This window comes from Streptomyces sp. HPF1205 (assembly GCF_020400825.1).
Classification (GTDB): Bacteria; Actinomycetota; Actinomycetes; order Streptomycetales; family Streptomycetaceae; genus Actinacidiphila.
On the sequence record NZ_JAINVH010000017.1, the window covers coordinates 113,458 to 132,639 of the forward strand.

Sequence of the window (19,182 nt, forward strand, 5' to 3'; positions counted from 1 at the left end):
ACGGCGTCATGACGCGATACGGTAGGGTCGTGCGCGTGATCGCGAAGATGACCCAGCAGTGGTGGTGGACCGCTCCTCCGGCGGCCCGCTGACTCTCGCGCACGATCTCTCCGCGAAGGCCGCCCCAAGGGGCGGCCTTCGGCGTTTCCGCAGGGCCCGGCCGCCCCTTCCCCACATCATCGGAAGGAAGCCCGCCCGTGCGACTCCAACCCACTCCCGCGCAGCTCGTGGACCGTCTGCTCGCCCCCGGCTGCCCGCCGTTCGCCCTGCTGCACCGCGCCAACCCGGGCCACCCCGAAGGCGTGGTGGAGGTGCTGCTCGGCGAGGTCACCGAGGTCGGCCGGCTCGCCGACGTCCCGCTGCCGACGGGCGCGCCCGGCGCCCCCGTCACCGACGCGCTGGCGCTGGTCCCGTTCCGCCAGATCCGTGAACGCGGCTTCGACGTGCGCGACGACGGCACCCCGCTGTCGGTGCTGACGCCGGCCGAGACGTACGAGGTGCCGCTCGCCGATCTGCTGCCGGCGCTTCCGGAGCGGGAGGTGCGGGTCGAGGGCGGCGCCTTCGACGTGGACGACGAGACGTACGCCGGCATCGTGGCACGGGTCCTGGCCGACGAGATCGGGCGCGGCGAGGGCGCCAACTTCGTGATCCGCCGCACCTTCCGCGGCGAGGTCCCGGACTTCGGCCCGGCGGCGGCCCTCGCGCTGTTCGGCCGGCTGCTGCGCGGCGAGCGCGGCGCGTACTGGACGTTCGTCGTGGTGACGCCGCGGCGCACACTGGTCGGCGCGAGCCCGGAGGCGCACGTCCGGATGTCCGGCAGCACCGTGGTGATGAACCCGATCAGCGGCACCTACCGCTATCCCGCGCAGGGCCCGTCCCCCGAGGGGCTGCTGGAGTTCCTGCACGACCCGAAGGAGGTGGAGGAGCTGACCATGGTCGTGGACGAGGAGCTGAAGATGATGTCCGCGATCTGCGGCCTGGGCGGGGTGGTGGTCGGGCCGCGGCTGAAGGAGATGGCCCATCTCGCGCACACGGAGTACGAGTTGCGCGGCCGTTCGGAGCTGGACGTGCGCGAGGTGCTGCGCGAGACGATGTTCGCCGCGACGGTGACCGGGTCGCCGGTGCAGAACGCCTGCCGGGTGATCGAGCGGTACGAGCCGGGGGGCCGCGGCTACTACGCGGGCGCGCTGGCGCTCATCGGGCGCGACGCGGGCGGCGGGCAGACCCTCGACTCGCCGATCCTGATCCGCACCGCCGACATCTCCGCCGAGGGCGGGCTGAAGGTGCCGGTGGGCGCGACGCTGGTCCGGCACTCCGACCCGCGTGCGGAGGTCGCCGAGACCCACGCCAAGGCGGCCGGTGTCCTGGCCGCCCTCGGTGTGGTGCCCTCCCGCGCGCGGCGCGAGCGGGAGGCGGGCGCCCCGGCCCCCCGGCTCGCCGACGACTTCCGGGTCCGCGCCGCCCTCGACGCCCGCCGCGCCCACCTCGCCCCGTTCTGGCTGCGCATGCAGACCCTGGCGCCGGGCGGCCCCCGGCCCGGCCACGCCTTCGTCGTCGACGGCGAGGACACCTTCACCGCGATGCTCGGCCATGTCCTGCGCGCGTCCGGTTTCGCCGTGACGGTCCGCCGCTACGACGAGCCCGGCCTTCGGGAGGCGGCCCTGTCCCACGCCGGCCCGGTGGTCCTGGGGCCCGGCCCCGGCGACCCGGCCGACTCCGCCGACCCCAAGATGCGGTTCCTGCGCGCCCTGGCGGCGGACCTGGTACGCGGCCACACCCGCGGCCTGCTGGGGGTGTGCCTCGGCAACGAACTGCTCGCCGCCGAACTGGGTCTGGACCTGGTGCGCAAGGACGAGCCCTTCCAGGGCGCCCAGAAGACGATCGACTTCTTCGGCCGCCCGGAGACGGTCGGCTTCTACAACTCCTTCACCGCCCGCGCGGACGCGGCCGTCGCTGAGGAGCTCGCGCTGCACGGCGTCGAGCTCAGCCGCGACCCCGTGTCCGGCGACGTCCACGCGCTGCGCGGCCCCGGTTTCGCCGGCGTGCAGTTCCACCCGGAGTCGGTCCTGACCCTGAACGGCTCCGCGCTGGTGACGGAACTCCTCACGGCGGTGACCGTGCGGAGCTAGTGCTGTGTGCGGGCGGGGCCGCGGCCCTACGCGGCCCCGCCGAAGTCGCTCGCGCCGAGGGCCGGTGAACCCGTCTCGGCCAGCACCGGTTCGGCCAGCACCGGCCCGATGAGCATCATCACGGCGGCGATCATCGAGAACTCGTCCGCCGTGCCGTCGAGCACCAGGTCGGCCCGGTCCCGGGACGGCGCCACGTACTGCGCGTGCCTGGACCGGCCGGTCTGGAGGTAGTTGCGCAGGGACAGTCCGGGGTCCTGCCCGAGGATCTCGATCTTGCGGAGGATCTTCCGGGCCAGGCGGATGTCGTCGGGCGTGTCGACGTACACCCGCCAGGTGGCCCGGGAGACCACGGACGGCAGGGTGAGGGCGAACAGGCCCTCCACGACGACCAGCCGGTACCGCCCGCCGGTGGTCATCGCGTCCAGCGCCCTGGTGACCGCGCCCTCGTCCATGGCCCCGGGATGGTTCCAGTCGAGGATCTCCGCGCCGGAGGCGCTGCGCGTGCGGACCGCGCTCAGGGAGTCGTAGAAGTCGTCGAGATGGACGAGACCGACGGTCTCGGGGTGGTGCCGCGCCAGCGCCTCGGCAAGCGTCGACTTGCCGGAAGCGGTGCCGCCTGCGACCGCCAGTACAGGCACGGTGTGCCTTCCCACGCCACCCGTCATGCCGGGCGCTCCTCATGTGCTCAAAGGGGAAAACGAAGCGGCCGGACGAGCCGGGTGGAGGGAGGATAGGTCGGCGGGATCGTCCGCGGCAAGTGCGGTGGGGCGGGCCGGGGCCGGGCGGGGCGGATCACCCGAAGAAGACGCCGGCCTCCTGGTAGAGGGACGGGTCGACGGTCTTGATGCGGGCCGTGGCGTCGCCGATGGGGACCCGGACGATGCCGGTGCCGCGCAGGGCGACCATCGTCCCGAAGTCGCCGTCGCGCACGGCGTCGATGGCGTGCAGCCCGAAGCGGGTGGCCAGCCAGCGGTCGAAGGCACTCGGCGTGCCGCCGCGCTGCACGTGGCCGAGGACGGTGGTCCTGGCCTCCTTGCCGGTGCGCTTCTCGATCTGGTTCGCGAGCCATTCGCCGATGCCGGACAGCCGCACGTGGCCGAAGGAGTCCAGGGTGCCGTCCTTGAGGACCATGTCCCCGTCGCGCGGCATCGCGCCCTCGGCGACCACGACGATGGGCGCGTACCGTATCCGGAAGCGGCTCTCCACCCAGGCGCAGACCTGGTCGAGGTCGAAGCGCTGCTCGGGGATGAGGATGACGTTGGCGCCGCCGGCCAGGCCGGAGTGCAGGGCTATCCAGCCGGCGTGCCGGCCCATGACCTCGACGACCAGGACCCGCATGTGGGACTCGGCGGTGGTGTGGAGCCGGTCGATGGCCTCGGTGGCGATGTTGACGGCGGTGTCGAAGCCGAAGGTGTAGTCGGTGGCGGACAGGTCGTTGTCGATGGTCTTGGGGACGCCGACGCAGGGCACCCCGTACTGCTCCCACAGCGTGGTGGCGACGCCGAGGGTGTCCTCGCCGCCTATGACGACGAGCGCGTCGACGGCGAGTTCGGCGAGGTTCTCCTTGACCCGCCGGGCGCCGCCGTCGGTCTTGAGCGGGTTGGTGCGCGAGGAGCCGAGGATGGTGCCGCCGCGCGGGAGGATGCCGCGCACGGCCGGGATGTCGAGGCGTACGGTGTCCCCTTCGAGGGGGCCGCGCCAGCCGTCCCGGAAGCCGGTGAACTCGTACCCGTACTCCTGGACGCCTTTGCGGACAATGCCGCGGATGACCGCGTTGAGACCGGGGCAGTCGCCGCCGCCGGTCAGAACTCCGACCCGCATGGACTTTTCCCTTCGTCGCAAGCTGGCTGTGCCGGGGAAGGTGTGCCGGGAAGGTGCCGGTTGTGCAACCTCAGCCAAGCTAGCGTGACTTGGGTCACATGTCGCCGCCCGTGTCGTCCTGGACGTCGCTGTCAAGTCCGCGTTCGATCGCGTATCGGACAAGCTCGACCCGGTTGTGCAACTGGAGCTTGCCGAGGGTGTTCTGGACGTGGTTCTGCACCGTGCGGTGCGAGATGACCAGGCGCTGGGCTATCTGCTTGTAGCTCAGGCCCTTGGCGACCAGCCGCAGCACCTCGGTCTCGCGCTCGGTGAGCCGGGGCGCGGACGGTTCGCCCGCGGCGGCCGGCGGCGGCGCGGCGGCCAGCCTGCGGTACTCGCCCAGCACCAGTCCGGCCAGGCCGGGAGTGAACACGGGGTCGCCGCCGGCGGTCCTGCCGACCGCGTCCACCAGTTCCTCGCGCGCGGCGGACTTCAGCAGGTACCCGGTGGCCCCGGACTTGACCGCTTCCAGTACGTCCTCGTGCTCGCCGCTGGCCGACAGCACCAGGACGCGTACGGCCGCGTCGTTCGCGACGACCTCCTTGCACACCCGGACCCCGGACGCGCCGGGCAGGTTCAGGTCCAGGACGAGCACCTGCGGGCGCGCGGCACGGGCCCGTCGGATGGCCTCGGGACCGTCGCCCGCGGTGGCGACGACCTCGAACCCGGCCTCGGTCAGGTCGCGGGCCACGGCGTCGCGCCACATCGGATGGTCGTCGACGACCATCACCGTCACGGGTGCGTCGGTCCCGGTGTCCCCGGCGGTGCCGACCGTCATGGTGTGCTTCCCCCGCTTCCGCTGTGCGCTTGGGTGAGCCGGGCCCGCGCCCGCTCCTTGGGCAACCGTAGCTCCACTTCGGTGCCCTGGCCCGGGACGGACAGCAGGTCCGCGGTGCCGCCGAGGTCGCGCAGCCGGCCGCGGATGGACTGTGCCACGCCGAGCCGGCCCTCCCGCTCGGCGGCGGCGAGCCGGCCCTCGGGGATGCCGGGGCCGTCGTCCCGTACGGTGACGAGGACCGCGTCGGGCTCGTCCTCGACCAGGATCCAGGCGTGGGCCGCGGGCCCGGCGTGTCGGCGGACGTTGTCCAGCGCGGCGCCGACCGCGGCGGCGAGCTGGGCCGCGGCGGCGGGCGCGAGCGGGACCGCGGTGGCGGGCGCGGACACGGTGACGGCCGCCGACGCCAGCGGCGCGAGCAGGTCGCGCAGGTCGCGCGGGCCCCCGGTGTCCTGGTCGGACGGCGGCTCGGCGCGGATCAGGGTGCGCAGCGCGGCCTCCTGCTCGCCGGCCAGCCGGCCGAGTTCAGCGGCCTCGCCGCCGGCCCGGTCGCCGCGTCGGCGGACCATGGCGAGCACCTGGAGCACGCCGTCGTGGATGTCGCGGGCGAGCCGTTCGCGCTCGCGTGTGGCGGCCTCGATCCGCAGGGCGCGGGCCAGGGTGCGCTCACTGGCCCGGGCGACCTCGACCACGTAGCCGATGGCGACGCCGGCCACCCAGACCAGGATCACGTTGTGCACGGTGTCCCGGGTGAAGGCGCGGCGCTCGGCCAGGTCGGCGGCGGCCACCAGGCTGGAGGCGAGGGCGGCCCAGCGCCAGCCGCCCTTGATCGCGAAGGCCAGCACGGGTCCCGCGGTCCATATCGACGGCAGGGTGAAGGCGCCGTGCTGTATCCGGGCGGGCGTGTCCACGACGACGGTGAGCAGGACCCCGGCCAGCGCGACCGTCAGGTCCGCGGCGAGGAAGCCCTTCGTGCAGCGCTCGGCGCCCCGCACCCGTCCGAGGGTGAGGAGCGTCCAGGCGGTGAGGAAGGCCATGTACGCGCCCGCGCCCAGCGGGTGCCGCAGCCGGCCGTACGCGTGGCCGTACAACGCGAGCGCGTAGCACAAGGTCAGCAGGCGGTACGCGATCAGGGCGCGCCACAGCGGCTGTTCCACCGACATGCGCGGTTCGGGCATGCTGTCCCCCTGGATGTCCCCCGGGCCGTGCGGCGGCCGTACGGGCCGTCAGGAGCCGGACCCGGGCTCCCGGTCGGCGGCGTCCCCGGCGTCGCCGGCGGCCTCCCCGGCCTCGTTCCCGGCAGGCTTGTCGGCAGTCCTGTCGGCAGGCGTGTCGGCAGGCTTCTCGGCGCCCTTCCGCGCGGCCTCCTCGGCCGCCTTCTTGGCCGCCTCGGCGATCTGCCGCTTGGCGGCGGTGGCGTAGATGTCGACGTACTCCTGGCCGGACAGCTTCATGATCTCGTACATCACCTCGTCGGTGACCGAGCGCAGGATGAAGCGGTCGCCCTCCATGCCGTGGTAGCGGCTGAAGTCCATCGGCTTGCCGATGCGGATGCCGGGGCGGACGGTCAGCTTGGGCACCACCTTGCCGACCGGCTGGACCTTCTCCGTGTCGATCATCGCGACCGGGATCACCGGGGCGCCGCTGGCGAGCGCGACCCGGGCGAGGCCACCGGGTTTGCCCCGGTAGAGGCGTCCGTCGGGCGAGCGGGTGCCCTCGGGGTAGATGCCGAACAGCTCGCCGCGCTCCAGTACCTCCAGGCCGCTCCTGATCGCCGCCTCACCGGCCCCGCGGGCACCCGAGCGGTCCACCGGGAGCTGCCCGACGCCCTTGAAGAACGCGGCCGTGAGCTTGCCCTTGACGCCGGGCGAGGTGAAGTACTCGGCCTTGGCGATGAAGGTGACCTTGCGGTCGAGCACGGCAGGCAGGAAGAAGGAGTCCGAGAACGACAGGTGGTTGCTGGCCAGGATGGCCGGCCCCTCCTCGGGGACGTTTTCCAGCCCCTCGACCCACGGACGGAAAGCGGCCTTGAGCGTCGAGCCGATGACGATCTTCATCGCGCCGTAGAACATCGTTGTTTGCGAACCCTCCTGGGCTGATGGGACGGTCCACCCCCTGAGCCGACGACATGACCTTAACCCGGCGGGCCCTTCCCCCGCCGGGCCCGTCGGGGCTTACCGCTTGGTATCCGCTCCGCGTACGCTGAAGCCCTCACTACCCTTCACCCCCGTACGTGTTCTCGAACAGGAGACCAACGGTGCCGCTCATGCCCGGAGCCGAACCGTACCGCCACGACGGCGGCGAGACCGGCGTCCTGCTCTGCCATGGTTTCACCGGCACACCGCAGTCGCTGCGCCCGTGGGCGGAGTACCTGGCCGGGCGCGGCCTGACCGTCTCCGTGCCGCTGCTGCCGGGGCACGGCACCCGCTGGCAGGACATGCAGGTCACCGGCTGGCAGGACTGGTACGCCGAGGTGGACCGGGAGCTGGCGGCGCTGCGCGACCGCTGTGCCCGGGTGTTCGTGTGCGGCCTGTCGATGGGCGGCACGCTGGCACTGCGGCTGGCGCAGAAGCACGGTACGGCCGTCAGCGGCCTGGTGCTGGTCAACCCCTCGGTGAAGGCCGACAGCGCGCGGCTGATGGCGGTCCCGGTGATCCGGCACTTCGTGCCGTCGGTGGCCGGCATCGCCAGCGACATCGCGCGCGAGGGCGGCGCGGAGGTCGGCTACGGCCGCACCCCGCTGCACGCCGTCCACTCGCTCACCCGGCTGTGGAAGACCGTCCACGCCGGACTCCCCCAGGTGACCCAGCCGCTGCTGCTCCTGCGCAGCCGGGTGGACCACGTGGTGCACCCCTCGAACTCCGCGGTGGTGCTGGCCAGGGTGTCGTCCACGGACGTCACCGAGCGGATCCTGGAGCGCAGCTACCACGTGGCGACGCTCGACCACGACGCCGAGCGCGTCTTCACGGAGTCGTACGACTTCATCCAGCGGCTTTCCGCCCCGGCGGCGGGCGGGCCCAAGGAGCCGGTCAAGGAGGGTACGGCAGGTGGCTGACCGCGAGGACGAGGGCACCGCACCGCAGGAGGAGCCGGCCCGGCCGCCCCTGGACGAGGACGCCGCCTGGGCCGCGCTGGTCGCCGGCTTCGACGCCGAGCCCGAGCCCGGCGCGGTGGCCTCCTGGCCCGAGGCGGAGAACGTTCCCGACGAGCCGGAGCGGGACCGCGCCGGGGGCGCCCCCGCGCCGCCCGTCACCCGCAGCATCGTCGTCCACCCGGTCATCTCGGGCCCGCGCGACCACGAACTGGAGGAGGACGAGGAGGACGCGCACTTCGTGCCGCCCGAGCCGCCGCCGCTGCCCGAGGCGGACGTCACCACCAAGTTCGCCTGGATCGCCGTCATCGGCGGACCCCTGCTGCTCCTGGGCTTCGTCCTGTTCCAGCTCGACATGACCTGGTGGGCGGCGACCGTGGGCGTCGGCGGTTTCGTGGGCGGCTTTTGCACCCTGGTGGCGCGGATGCGGACGGGCGACGACGAGGACGACGACCTGCCGGGGGGCGGGGCGGTCGTCTGACCGGCCCACCGCCGAGCGCGCGGGCGAGCCGGGTGGCCGGCGCGCGGGCGGACAGAACAGCTAGCCCGCGGCGGGCACCCGCAGCGCGGCGAGCACGGGCATGTGGTCGGTGGCCGCGTACAGGTCGGCCTCGGTGACGCCGGGCAGCGGGGTCGGGACCCCGCAGCCCAGCACCTCGACGCCCGGGGTGCAGAAGATCGCGTCGATGCGCTGGAAGGGCGCGCGGTGGTTGGTGATCGCGCCGCCCCACGGGCGGACCGCGTAGCCGTCCTGGAGTTCGGCGGCGATGCGGGAGAAGCCGGGTCGCTCGGGCGGTTCGTTGAAGTCCCCGCCGAGTACGGCGTACGGCTCGCCCATCGCGGCCACCCGTTCCAGGACCAGGCCGGCCTGGGCGGCGCGCTCGGCAGGGCTGAGGCTGAGGTGGGTGGAGACCGCGGCGAGCCGGGCGCGGCCGAAGCGCAGGACCGCCGTGGCGAAGCCGCGGCGGTGCAGGCCGGGGGTGTGCGGCATCAGCAGGTCCTCGGCGCGCTCGACGTGGGCCCGCATGGCGGTGAGGATCATCGGGCCGGTGGCGGGGGCGCCGCCGGTGACGTACACCAGGCCGGTCGCGTCCGCCAGCCGCAGCGCGGCCTTGCGCCACCGGAAGAACCGCGGGGCCTCCTGCACCAGGACCAGGTCGGGAGCGCAGGCACGGATCACCCGGGCCAGCGCCGCCACGTCGTCCCGCATGGAGCGGATGTTGTACGTCAGTACGCGGACGATCGCCGAGCCGTCCGGCTCGGTCGCGGAACCCGGCAGATCCTCCACGGTGGCGCCTTTCCCTCGTTGTCCCGGTCCCGGCCCGTGGGCCGGTCCTTGGTGTCCGGCCGGTCCCGGCTCGTGCGCCGGTCCCGGCTGTCCGTTGTCCGGGCTGTGCGATGTCCAAGCTGTGCGATGTCCCGGTCGTGCGCTGCGCGGGGCTGTCCGGCCGGTCCCGGCTGTGCGTTGCAGCCCGGCTGCGCGTTGGGGCCCGGCCGTCCACGGTGCCCGGTGCGGCGGGCGGTGTCCGCCGGGGTCGTTCCTGGATCGTGCGGGCGGTGTGCCCGGCCGGTGGGCCCGAGGCACGGGCGTCGCGTGCGGCGTGCCGCGAACGGCACGCCTTCGCCGTCCCCCGCTAGCCCTGCCGGGCCAGGTCCGCGGCCCCGACCAGGCCGGCCTTGCCGCCGAGCTGCGCGGCCAGCACCTGGGCGTGCGGCCGCCACTGGCCGCCGATCAGCCAGCGCCGGAAGGACTTGCGGATCGGGTCGAGGACAAGTTCGCCCTCGTCCGAGACGCCGCCGCCGACGATGAACGCGGACGGGTCGAAGAGCGAGGCCAGGTCGGCCAGGCCCGCGCCCGCCCAGCGGGCCAGCTCGCGGAAGGAGTCGACGGCCACCGGGTCGCCCTCGCGGGCCGCGGCGCTGATGTGCCGGCCCTCGATGCCCTCGGGGGTGCCGTCGCCGAGGGCGAGCAGGACCTTGGCGTTCTCCGGGGTGGCGTTGGCCCGCTGGCGGGCGTACCGCACGAGGGCGCGCCCGGAGGCGTACTGCTCCCAGCAGCCCTGGCTGCCGCAGCCGCACAGCAGGCCGTCGGGCACCACCCGGATGTGGCCGAACTCGGCGGCGACTCCGAACCGGCCGCGGCGCAGCTTGTTGCCGATGATGATGCCGCCGCCCAGCCCGGTGCCCAGTGTGATGCAGATCACATCGGAGTGGCCCTGGCCGGCGCCGAAGCGGTACTCGCCCCACGCCGCCGCGTTGGCGTCGTTCTCCACCACCACGGGCAGGCCGACGCGCTGCTCGACCTTGTCCTTGAGCGCCTCGTGCCGCCAGTTGATGTTGGGGGCGAAGAGGACGGTGGCGCGCTTGTCGTCGACGTAGCCGGCCGCTCCGATGCCGACCGCCTCGACCTGGTGACCGGTGCTGACCTGGCGCACCGCTTCCACGATCGCGTCGACGACGCCTTCAGGAGTCGACGGCGTCGGCACCTTGACCGTTTCGAGAATCGAGCCTTCCTCGTCGACCACTCCGGCCGCGATCTTTGTGCCGCCGATGTCGACGCCGATGGTGAGTCCCATGTGTCCCTCAGTATTCGGTCGATCCCCGCTAAGAGAACCGTACCGGAGGAGGGGTCAGTCGAGGTCGATGTGTTCAGCGGGTGAACGCGGGGCCCGGTTCGCCGAGGTCCAGCGGGCCTCCGCGCCGGCCACCGCGGACCGGTAGGCGGCCAGGAGTTCGGCCCCGGCGGACGCGAGGTGGTCGAAGACGTCGGGGTTGCGCTCCTTGATGGGTTCGACCACGGAACGGACCTGGGAGACGACGCCCTGCGCGGCGATCTGGAAGGCGGGGTTGCGCAGCCGGTCCGAGACGGCGTCGGTGACGGCCTCGGCGAACCGGCGCAGCTCGTCCACGGCGCTGCCCGGGCCCTGGCCGGCCTCGGCACGCCGGCGGGCGTGCTCGGCCGCGATGTCCTCCGCGCTGGCCTTGGCCCACGCGTCGGGGTCGGGACGGTCCGTGGCTTCGCTCATGATCGGCTCCAAACGGGCACGGCGGGCGGTCCGGGCTGTCGGCCCCGGCTTCCCCTCGACGGTACCCGAACGGCGGCCGCGCGAGCCGCCGCCGACCCGCGGCCTGCCCGTGTCCGGCCCGCATCGAGCTCGCGTCCGGCCCGCATCGCGCTCGCGTGCGGCCCGCGGCCGGCCCGTGTCAGAAGACGCCGGCCGCCCGGCGCCGCCGTCCGGTCAGCGCGGCCACAGGCCGGGGTCGGGGGTGAAGCGCACCCGCAGCTCCTCGTCCCGCAGCGCCGCGCCCGAGACCGTGCACCGGCGCAGCGCGGACGGCAGCGGGAGGATCCGCCGGAAACCGGCGGCGTCCACGACGAGTTCGTCCCCGCGCCGCACCAGGTCCAGGCCCTCGCGGGTGGCGCCGGGCAGCGGCAGGGTCCACAGGAGGTGGCCCTCGGTCCCGATGAGGTCCGCCACGGTCCAGGGCTCCGCCGTGCGCTCCCCCGCCAGGACCGCCTCGGGCGGTACGGCGAGGTCGTCGCCCGGCCGGGGTTCGCGGCCGAGGTGGGGCAGCTCGCGCAGCGGCACGCCGTCGGCCGCGCACTGTTCGGCGAGCGCCTTCAGATGGACCTGCTGCTGTCCGAACAGGGCGGTGAGGAAGGGGTCGGCCGATCCTGTGGGCAGCACGCGGTTCGCGAGCACGGCGGCGAGCCGGTGCCCGTACAGCGACAGGCCGGCGCGGGCGGTGCGCAGGGTGCGCTCCGCGTCGGGTCCCGGCTCCAGCACGACGGCCGCGGCGGTGCCGGGGTCCTCGATGACCGCCTGTACGCCGGCCAGTTCGCGGTCGGCGCGGTCGGCGGCCTCGTACGCCCATTCCGCGGGCATCGGCACGCCCGCGAGCTGGGCCAGTACCGGCCGCAGCGCCCTGGCCGCCTGGCGGTCGGCGGGCAGCAACCGGCCGAGGTAGCGCCGCAGTTGGCCGGGCAGCGCGAGCAGCCGCACGGCCTCGCGCACCGGCGGCAGGTCGACGACGACCAGGTCCCAGGCGGGCTCGGCCGGGCCGGGCGCGGTCGCGTGCTCCGGGTGCGTCTCGCGCAGGGCGCGCAGCAGCGCCATGGTGTCGGCGCCGGGCAGTTCGGTCAGTTCTTCCGGGTCGAGGGGCGCCGCCCCCAGCAGTGCCAGCAGCCCGCCGATCCGGCCCTGGAGGTTCAGCGCCTCGGCCCGGAAGGAGGCGCCGGAGTCCACCACCGCGGCGTACAGCCCGTCGACGCCGTCCACCGGGTACGGCACCGGCAGCCCGGTCACCGCCGAGGTCGTGGCCGGCCCGTCGCCGTCCCCGTCGTTCCCGTCCCTCCCGCCCTGCCCCGTTACCGGGTGCCGCCCCGGCCCGGGCAGCAGACGGCGGGACGCCTCGCGGTCCGCGGTGAGCACCAGGACGGCGCCGCCCGCGCGAGCCGCGGCGGTGGCGGTCGCGGCGGCCACGGTGGTGCGGCCGGCGCCCGGGGCACCGGTGACGAGCAGCGTGCGGGGGGCGGCCACGGATCAGGCGCCGTCGCCGTCGGCGACGGCCTCGTCGGGGGCGCCGGCCGGGGCCGGGCCCGCCTCCACCCGCTTCTTCAGTCCGGCCAGCGCCCGGTCGATGATGACCTTCTCGGCCTTCCGCTTGATCATGCCCAGCATGGGGATCTTGACGTCGACGGTGAGCTGGTAGGTGACCTCGGTGCGCGCGCCGCCGTCGAGCGGGGCCAGCGCGTAGGAGCCGTCGAGGGTGCGCAGCATCTGGGACTTCACCAGGGACCAGCGCACCTCGTTGTCCCCGATCCAGTCGTAGGCCAGCGTGTGGTCGTCCTTGATCGCGCCCGCGTCCAGCAGCAGCCGCACCCGCTCGGCGCGGCCGGACTCGTCGGTGGCGAGCACCTCCGCCTCCTTGACCTCGCCGGTCCACTCCGGGTAGCGGCCGAAGTCGGCGATGACGCCCATGACCGCGGCCGGTGCCGCCTCGATCGTGATGCTCGACCGCGTGTGTTCCGCCATCGCCGTGGCCCTCCGGACTACTGCTGAAGCCGCTGCTGGAATTGCCGCCGGAACCGGTTCGCGCGCGCTCCGGACCGGCTGGGGGATCTGCTGCTGGTTGCGGTGAAGGCTATCGCGACCCGGCCCGTTCGCGATCATCCGCGCACCGCGGCCGCTCACCATTCCAGTGCCCATGGTGTGCGGGTGCTGTTGAAGTGGCCGACGTTGACGCACTCGGTCCGGCCGATCCTGGTCCTGGACACCAGCGGCTGGTGGACGTGTCCGAACAGCGCGTACTTCGGCCGGGTGGCGCGGATCGCGTCGAGCAGCGCCCGGCTGCCGCGCTCGAAGCGGCGCGCGACGGTGTCGTAGCACAGCTCGGGCACCGCGGGCGGGATGTGCGAGCACAGCACGTCGACCGGCCCGAGCGCGGCGACCTTGGCGGCGTACTCCTCGTCGCCGATCTCGAACGGGGTGCGCATCCGGCTGCGCAGGCCGCCGCCGACGAAGCCGAAGACGCGGCCGCCGATCTCGGCGGTGGCGCCGTCGAGCACCGTGGTGCCGGGGCCGGCGTACTCGGGCCACAGCGCCGGGATGTCGACGTTGCCGTAGGTGGCGTAGGTCGGGGTGGGAAAGGCGGCGAAGAGTTCCGCGTACTGCCTTCGGACCGCGCTCTCCAGGGTGGAGCGGCGGTCGAGGCCCGCCCACAGCTCCTCGTCGAGGGCGCGGGCCTCCTCGAAGCGGCGGGCGGTGCGCAGGGCGACCATCCGGTCGGCGTTCCGGGTGCCGAACAGGTCGGGGAAGATGCCGCGCGAGTGGTCGGCGTAGTCGAGGAAGAGCACGAGGTCGCCGAGGCAGATCAGGGCGTCCGCGCCGTCCCCCGCGCGGGCGAGTGCGTCGGCCGCACCATGCACGTCGCTCACCACATGCACCCTCATGGCGTCACCCTATAACCGGGGCCCGCGGGAGGGGCGGCGCCGGTCGAGTGTGCCGGGGGAGGCGTTCCGGCCCGGGCGGGGGGTGTGTGATGCTGTGAACATCCGCACCGCCCCTCTACCGCCGGAGCTTTACCCATGGGTAGCGTCCGTGCCGTCCACCACCGTCCCTCCGGGTGCACCGTGGCACCGATGAGGAGCAGCAGCCTTGCGTGAGTTCAGCCTTCCGGCCCTGTACGAGGTCCCCGCGGACGGCAATCTGACGGACCTGATCCGCCGCAACGCCGCGCAGCATCCGGACACCCCCGTCATCGGCCGCAAGGATCCGGACGGCCGGTGGGAGGACATCACCGCCGTCCGCTTCCTCGCCGAGGTGCGGTCGGTGGCCAAGGGGCTCGTCGCCGAGGGGGTGCAGCCGGGCGACCGTGTCGCGGTGATGTCCCGTACCCGGTACGAGTGGACTTTGCTGGACTTCGCCGTCTGGACCGCGGGCGCCGTCACCGTACCGGTCTACGAGACCTCCTCCCCGTCCCAGGTGGAGTGGATCCTCGGCGACTCCGGCGCGGTCGCGATCGTCGTGGAGTCCGAAGCGCACGAGCACGTGGTGGAGTCGGTACGGGAGAGGGTGCCGCAGCTCAAGCACGTGTGGCGGATCGAGGGCGGCGCGGTCGACGCGCTGGTGCGGGCCGGCGCCGAGGTGTCGGACGCGGCCGTGGAGGAGCGGGCGGGCTGGGCGAACGCCGACTCTCCGGCCACCATCGTCTACACCTCGGGCACCACCGGCCGGCCCAAGGGCTGCGTCCTCACCCACCGCAGCTTCTTCGCCGAGTGCGGCAACGTGGTGGAGCGGCTCGGCCCCCTGTTCACCACCGGCGACAGCTCGGTGCTGCTCTTCCTGCCCCTCGCGCACGTCTTCGGGCGGCTGGTCGAGGTGGCGGCCGTGATGGCTCCGATCCGGCTCGGCCACGTCCCCGACGTCAAGAACCTCACCGACGACCTGCGCGGGTTCCGCCCGACGCTGGTCCTGGGCGTGCCCCGCGTCTTCGAGAAGGTCTACAACACCGCGCGGGCGACCGCCCAGGCGGGCGGCAAGGGCAAGGTCTTCGACAAGGCGGCGGCGGCCGCCATCGAGTACAGCAAGGCGCTGGACACGCCGTCCGGCCCGTCGCTGCGGCTCCGGCTCACCCACCGCGTCTTCGACCGGCTCGTGTACGCCCGGCTGCGCGCGGTGCTGGGTGGGCGCGCCACCCACGCGATCTCCGGCGGTGCCCCGCTGGGCGAGCGCCTCGGCCACTTCTACCGCGGCATCGGCTTCACGGTCCTGGAGGGCTACGGCCTGACGGAGTCCTGCGCGGCCACCGCCTTCAACCCGGCCGACCGCCCCAAGATCGGTACGGTCGGCCAGCCGCTGCCGGGCTCCACGATCCGGATCGCCGACGACGGGGAGGTGCTGCTGTACGGGGAGCACCTGTTCGGCGGCTACTGGAACGACGAGCGGGCGACCGCGGAGACGATGGCCGACGGCTGGTTCCACACCGGCGACCTCGGCACCCTCGACGAGGACGGCTACCTCAGCATCACCGGCCGCAAGAAGGAGATCATCGTGACGGCGGGCGGCAAGAACGTCGCGCCCGCCGTGATCGAGGACCGGATCCGCGCCGACGCCCTCGTCGCCGAGTGCATGGTGGTCGGCGACGGCCGCCCGTTCGTGGCCGCGCTCATCACCCTCGACGAGGAGTTCCTGCCGCACTGGGCCGAGCAGCACGGCAAGGCCGGCAAGAGCCCGGCGGAGCTGGCCGGCGACCCCGACCTGCTCGCCGCCGTCCAGCGGGCCGTCGACCACGGCAACGAGGCGGTCTCCAAGGCGGAGTCGGTCCGCAAGTTCCGTATCCTGGCGGGCCAGTTCACGCAGGAGTCGGGCCATGTGACGCCGTCGATGAAGCTGAAGCGGAACGTGGTCCTCGCGGATTACGCGGAGGAGATCGAAGCGCTCTACGCCGGCTGAGGGGCGCCGGGGGCGGGCCGGCCCGCCCCCGGGCTAGTGCAGCAGCGACTTCAGGCGCTCGGCCAGCAGGTCCCAGCGCCATGCCTCCTCGACCCACTGGCGGCCGCGCTCGCCGAGGCGGCGGCGCAGGTCGGGGTCGCGCAGGAGGGCCAGGACGCGGTCCGCGGCCTGGGCGGGGGAGCCGCCGGTGACGACCCAGCCGGTCTCGCCCCGCAGGACGGCGTCGGGGGCGCCGCCGGAGTCGCCGGCCACGACGGGCAGGCCGGTCGCGGATGCCTCCAGGTAGACCATGCCCAGCCCTTCGACGTCGAGGCCGCCGCGCCGGGTGCGGCACGGCATGGCGAAGACGTCGCCGGCCCCGAAGTGGGCGGGCAGTTCCTCCCACGGCACCGCGCCGGTGAAGCGCACGGCCGCCGTCACGCCGGTGCGTGCCGCGAGCCGCTCCAGGTCGCGGCGGTACGGGCCACCGCCGACGATCAGCAGCACCGCGTCCGGGAACTCCCGCAGGATCCGCGGCATCGCGGCGATCAGCGTGTCCTGCCCCTTGCGCGGGACGAGCCGTGACACGCACACCACCACCGGCCGGTCGGCGAGCCCGAGCCGGGCCCGCAGCGCCGCTCCCCCGGACGCGGGGTGGAAGGTCTTCTCATCGACGCCCGGCGGGAGTTGGACCATCCTGGCCGCGGCCTCGGCGGTGAGGGCCGAGGCGATCCGGGAGCGGGTGTACTCGCCGAGGTAGGTGAGCGTGTCGGTGCCCTCGCCGATCCGGCGCAGCAGCATGCGGCTGCCCGGCAGTTGCGCCCAGGCCGCCTCGTGGCCGTGCGTGGTGCCGACCAGCCGCCGCGCCCCGGCCGCGCGCAGCGACGGCGCCATGAGGGCGAGCGGCGCGGCGGCCCCGAACCACACCGAGGAGCAGCCGTGTTCGCGCAGCAGCGCGGCAGCGGCCCTGGTCACCCGGGGCGTGGGCAGCAGCACCTTCGTACGGTCCCTGACGACGGGAAACGGCTGCTCGGCGTCGAACCGGGCCACCTCGCTCCCGTCCCGCCACGTGGAGGCGTACACCACGACCTTCCCGGGATCGAGCCGTAGCGCCATGTTGTGCACGAACGACTGGATCCCGCCGGGCCGGGGCGGGAAGTCATTGGTCACGATGAGGGTCTTGTCCATCCCGGCCGACAGTACCGCGACGCGGACCGGCCGCGGGCGGCGGGGCGGGGCGCGGGGCGGTGCCCCGCGCGACGGGGAAGCCGACCGCCGGACGTTGCCGGCAAGGACTGGACGGCTGTGAGAAGGCCGTACCGTCGCCGTATGCCCGCCGGTTCTTACTTCACCTGGCGCTTGAGGCGGAATTCACGGGCGTTGATGCCGGAGGACGGCATCTCACTCACCAGTTCCCATCCGTCCCGGCCCAGCTCAGCCAGAACCGACTCGATGGATACTTCATCCCGTATGTCGAGGCGCTCGGCGCCTGGCCAGAGAATCTGGGCAGTCCATATCAATGTTCCGGGCCTGCTGAAACTCCCCTCCTGATGGTAATAGATCTTCGCGTATTCGTACTGTGCCATCTGCTCCGCCCCCCACACGTATGCCGCCGTGCTCTCGGCGCCACGCGCGGTCAAAGTACCAGTGAGGTTGCCGGCCCGGACAGTCTCCCGCTCTGCCGTAACAGGCCGCTGGGCCCTCCCGAGGTCACATGGCTTGACCCGCACGGGTGGGGCGGGCCGCGTCCGTGCAGGGGGGCAGGGGTGGGGGGTCGCATGATGAATATCGTGAAAAACACCCGTATCAGGAACCGGGTCGGCGGCATCGGCGAGCGGATGCGCGGTCCGCTGGGCGTGGTGCTGGTCTGGGCCGTCACCCGGGCCGCGCTGATGGTCTTCGTCTTCCAGGTGGTGCGCTTCCCGGGGCAGTTCGTGGTTCACGACGTGGAGGACGTCTACCGCCGCTGGTATCCGCAGCTGCGCGCGGGCGTCTTCCCGAGCCACGACGTGACCTGGCAGTACCCGCCGGGCGCGGCCGCGGTGCTGGTCGCCCCGGCGGTGCTGCCGTTCCTGGGGTACGCGGCCGCCTTCTACTGGCTGGCGCTGCTGACGGACGCGCTGGTGACGGCCGTGTTCCTGGCCGGGAGCCGGGGGAACGGGCGCCTCGCGGGGGCCTGGACGTGGGTGCTGGGGGCCGCGGCAGCCGGTCCCGTGGTCTTCTCGCGGTACGACGTGATGGTGACCGCCGTCGGCGTGTGCGCGCTGCTGGCGCTGCGCCGCGGTGGCCGTGCGGCCGGGGTGCTGGCCGGGGCGGGCGCCATGCTCAAGGTGTGGCCTGCGCTGCTGCTGATCGGCACGGCCAGGGGGCCGGTGACCCGCCGGGCCTGGCGGTGGGCGGCGGGCACGGCGGGCGCGGTGGGCGCCGCCTTCGCCGCGACGATGCCGGGCGCGTTCTCGTTCCTGACCTTCCAGCGCGACCGCGGCACCGAGATCGAGTCGATGGGCGCGATGGTCTTCCACCTGGCCCGGCACGCGGGCTGGCCGGGCAGGGCGACGATGCACTACGGCTCGGTGGAGTTCCTCGGCCCGCATGTGCGCCTGGTGAGCTGGGCGGCCCTGGCGCTGAGCGCGGCGGCGCTGTGCTGGCTGGTGGTGTGGCGGCTGCGGGCGACCGTCTTCACCGAGGCCACCGCGTACGACGCGGCCTTCACCGCCGTCCTGGTGTTCACCACCACCAGCCGCGTGATCAGCCCGCAGTACATGATCTGGCTGATCGGGATCGGCGCGGTGTGCCGTACCGTACGGGGCTCGGTGCTGCGGCTGCCGGTGCTGCTCACGCTGGCCGCGACCGTGGTGACGACCGCCGAGTTCCCCGTCTTCTTCTCCCATGTGATGGCGAGCGACCGCTGGGGTGTGCTGCTGCTCGGTACCCGCAACGCCCTGCTGGCCGCCGCTTGCGTGATCGCCTGCCGCCGGTTGTGGGCGGCGACCGTACGGCGGGACTCTCCTGCGGGGCCGGTTCAGCGGCTGCCTGACACGCCGACGGCCACTGCCTCGGTGCTCACTTCGCGCTGAGGGGCTCCTCCCGGTCCTCCGCCCACGCCCGCTCCGGCGTCGCCGGCCGGGGAGGGGCGCCGGTGGCCGCGGCGCGGAACAGGCCGGCGACGGCCAGGCACTGGAGCAGGGCCCCGATCCCCACGGCCCGGGCGATCCCGGGCAGGCCGAGGCCCAGCAGGAGGTGCGCGAGCGGCAATTGGAGGACTGTCCCGGCCGGTGGCCTTGGCCGGGCCGGTCCCGCCGCCTGGGCGCGGCCCGCGTCCCAAGGTGCGCCCGCCGCCAAGGGTGCGCCCGCCGTCCTAGGCTGCGCCCGCGTCCTTGGGTGCGCCCGCAG

Annotated in this window: 19 protein-coding genes; 5 read left to right on the top strand and 14 right to left on the bottom strand. The window is 73.8% G+C overall.

The genetic code is table 11. From position 1 onward, the window contains the following. Positions 1-197: 197 nt before the first annotated feature. Complete coding sequence (locus tag K7G61_RS20715; RefSeq protein WP_225848395.1) at positions 198-2,129, top strand: anthranilate synthase family protein; 1,932 nt, start codon at positions 198-200, stop codon at positions 2,127-2,129. A 26-nt stretch (positions 2,130-2,155) separates the two neighbouring features. Here the strand turns inward: K7G61_RS20715 and K7G61_RS20720 are convergent, their stop codons facing one another. From K7G61_RS20720 to K7G61_RS20740, 5 genes are all read right to left on the bottom strand, one after another. After that, positions 2,156-2,794 carry a uridine kinase gene (locus K7G61_RS20720; RefSeq protein WP_225848396.1) on the bottom strand — a complete coding sequence of 213 codons (639 nt, stop codon included), beginning with the start codon at positions 2,792-2,794 and terminating at the stop codon, positions 2,156-2,158. A gap of 127 nt (positions 2,795-2,921) precedes the next feature. Next, positions 2,922-3,950 (bottom strand): 6-phosphofructokinase, encoded by a 1,029-nt coding sequence (locus tag K7G61_RS20725; protein ID WP_225848397.1) that lies wholly within the window; start codon positions 3,948-3,950, stop codon positions 2,922-2,924. Positions 3,951-4,044: 94 nt separating this feature from the next. Further along, positions 4,045-4,767, bottom strand: coding sequence for a response regulator transcription factor (locus K7G61_RS20730; RefSeq protein ID WP_225848398.1), 723 nt, complete (start codon positions 4,765-4,767; stop codon positions 4,045-4,047). Then, positions 4,764-5,942 carry a MacS family sensor histidine kinase gene (gene macS, locus K7G61_RS20735; RefSeq protein ID WP_225848399.1) on the bottom strand — a complete coding sequence of 393 codons (1,179 nt, stop codon included), beginning with the start codon at positions 5,940-5,942 and terminating at the stop codon, positions 4,764-4,766. The genes K7G61_RS20730 and macS overlap by 4 nt, the downstream gene beginning before the upstream one ends. 48 nt (positions 5,943-5,990) lie before the next feature. After that, complete coding sequence (locus K7G61_RS20740) at positions 5,991-6,836, bottom strand: 1-acyl-sn-glycerol-3-phosphate acyltransferase (protein WP_225848400.1); 846 nt, start codon at positions 6,834-6,836, stop codon at positions 5,991-5,993. Positions 6,837-7,021: 185 nt separating this feature from the next. Between K7G61_RS20740 and K7G61_RS20745 the strand changes: the two genes are divergently transcribed. Beyond that, positions 7,022-7,819 carry a carboxylesterase gene (locus K7G61_RS20745; protein WP_225848401.1) on the top strand — a complete coding sequence of 266 codons (798 nt, stop codon included), beginning with the start codon at positions 7,022-7,024 and terminating at the stop codon, positions 7,817-7,819. Further along, positions 7,812-8,336 carry a hypothetical protein gene (locus tag K7G61_RS20750; RefSeq protein ID WP_225848402.1) on the top strand — a complete coding sequence of 175 codons (525 nt, stop codon included), beginning with the start codon at positions 7,812-7,814 and terminating at the stop codon, positions 8,334-8,336. Before K7G61_RS20745 ends, K7G61_RS20750 begins: the two co-directional genes overlap by 8 nt. A gap of 60 nt (positions 8,337-8,396) precedes the next feature. On the opposite strand, the gene K7G61_RS20755 is transcribed toward K7G61_RS20750, so the two are convergent. The 6 genes from K7G61_RS20755 to K7G61_RS20780 all read right to left on the bottom strand — a co-directional run bounded on the left by K7G61_RS20755 (position 8,397) and on the right by K7G61_RS20780 (position 13,808). Further along, complete coding sequence (locus K7G61_RS20755; RefSeq protein WP_225848403.1) at positions 8,397-9,143, bottom strand: endonuclease/exonuclease/phosphatase family protein; 747 nt, start codon at positions 9,141-9,143, stop codon at positions 8,397-8,399. A gap of 346 nt (positions 9,144-9,489) precedes the next feature. Further along, positions 9,490-10,431 carry an ROK family glucokinase gene (locus K7G61_RS20760; protein ID WP_225848404.1) on the bottom strand — a complete coding sequence of 314 codons (942 nt, stop codon included), beginning with the start codon at positions 10,429-10,431 and terminating at the stop codon, positions 9,490-9,492. Between the two features lie 54 nt (positions 10,432-10,485). Continuing rightward, positions 10,486-10,881 (bottom strand): DUF5304 family protein, encoded by a 396-nt coding sequence (locus K7G61_RS20765; protein ID WP_225848405.1) that lies wholly within the window; start codon positions 10,879-10,881, stop codon positions 10,486-10,488. Positions 10,882-11,094: 213 nt separating this feature from the next. Then, positions 11,095-12,396, bottom strand: coding sequence for an ArsA family ATPase (locus K7G61_RS20770; protein WP_225848406.1), 1,302 nt, complete (start codon positions 12,394-12,396; stop codon positions 11,095-11,097). 3 nt (positions 12,397-12,399) lie between these two features. Beyond that, positions 12,400-12,891 carry an SRPBCC family protein gene (locus tag K7G61_RS20775; RefSeq protein WP_225848407.1) on the bottom strand — a complete coding sequence of 164 codons (492 nt, stop codon included), beginning with the start codon at positions 12,889-12,891 and terminating at the stop codon, positions 12,400-12,402. A 155-nt stretch (positions 12,892-13,046) separates the two neighbouring features. Further along, positions 13,047-13,808 (bottom strand): metallophosphoesterase, encoded by a 762-nt coding sequence (locus tag K7G61_RS20780; protein WP_225848408.1) that lies wholly within the window; start codon positions 13,806-13,808, stop codon positions 13,047-13,049. A gap of 205 nt (positions 13,809-14,013) precedes the next feature. Here K7G61_RS20780 and K7G61_RS20785 point away from each other — a divergent pair, with 205 nt between their 5' ends. Then, positions 14,014-15,810, top strand: a complete 1,797-nt coding sequence (locus K7G61_RS20785; RefSeq protein ID WP_225848409.1) for a long-chain fatty acid--CoA ligase — start codon at positions 14,014-14,016, stop codon at positions 15,808-15,810. Between the two features lie 33 nt (positions 15,811-15,843). Here K7G61_RS20785 and K7G61_RS20790 read toward each other — a convergent pair whose 3' ends face one another. Further along, positions 15,844-16,977 (bottom strand): glycosyltransferase family 4 protein, encoded by a 1,134-nt coding sequence (locus K7G61_RS20790; protein ID WP_225848410.1) that lies wholly within the window; start codon positions 16,975-16,977, stop codon positions 15,844-15,846. Between the two features lie 155 nt (positions 16,978-17,132). Beyond that, positions 17,133-17,375, bottom strand: coding sequence for a hypothetical protein (locus K7G61_RS20795; protein WP_225848411.1), 243 nt, complete (start codon positions 17,373-17,375; stop codon positions 17,133-17,135). 204 nt (positions 17,376-17,579) lie between these two features. Here K7G61_RS20795 and K7G61_RS20800 point away from each other — a divergent pair, with 204 nt between their 5' ends. Continuing rightward, positions 17,580-18,866, top strand: coding sequence for a glycosyltransferase 87 family protein (locus K7G61_RS20800; protein WP_225848412.1), 1,287 nt, complete (start codon positions 17,580-17,582; stop codon positions 18,864-18,866). Here K7G61_RS20800 and K7G61_RS20805 read toward each other — a convergent pair. After that, positions 18,853-19,044 (bottom strand): hypothetical protein, encoded by a 192-nt coding sequence (locus K7G61_RS20805; protein ID WP_225848413.1) that lies wholly within the window; start codon positions 19,042-19,044, stop codon positions 18,853-18,855. The genes K7G61_RS20800 and K7G61_RS20805 overlap by 14 nt on opposite strands. Between the last annotated feature and the right edge of the window lie 138 nt (positions 19,045-19,182).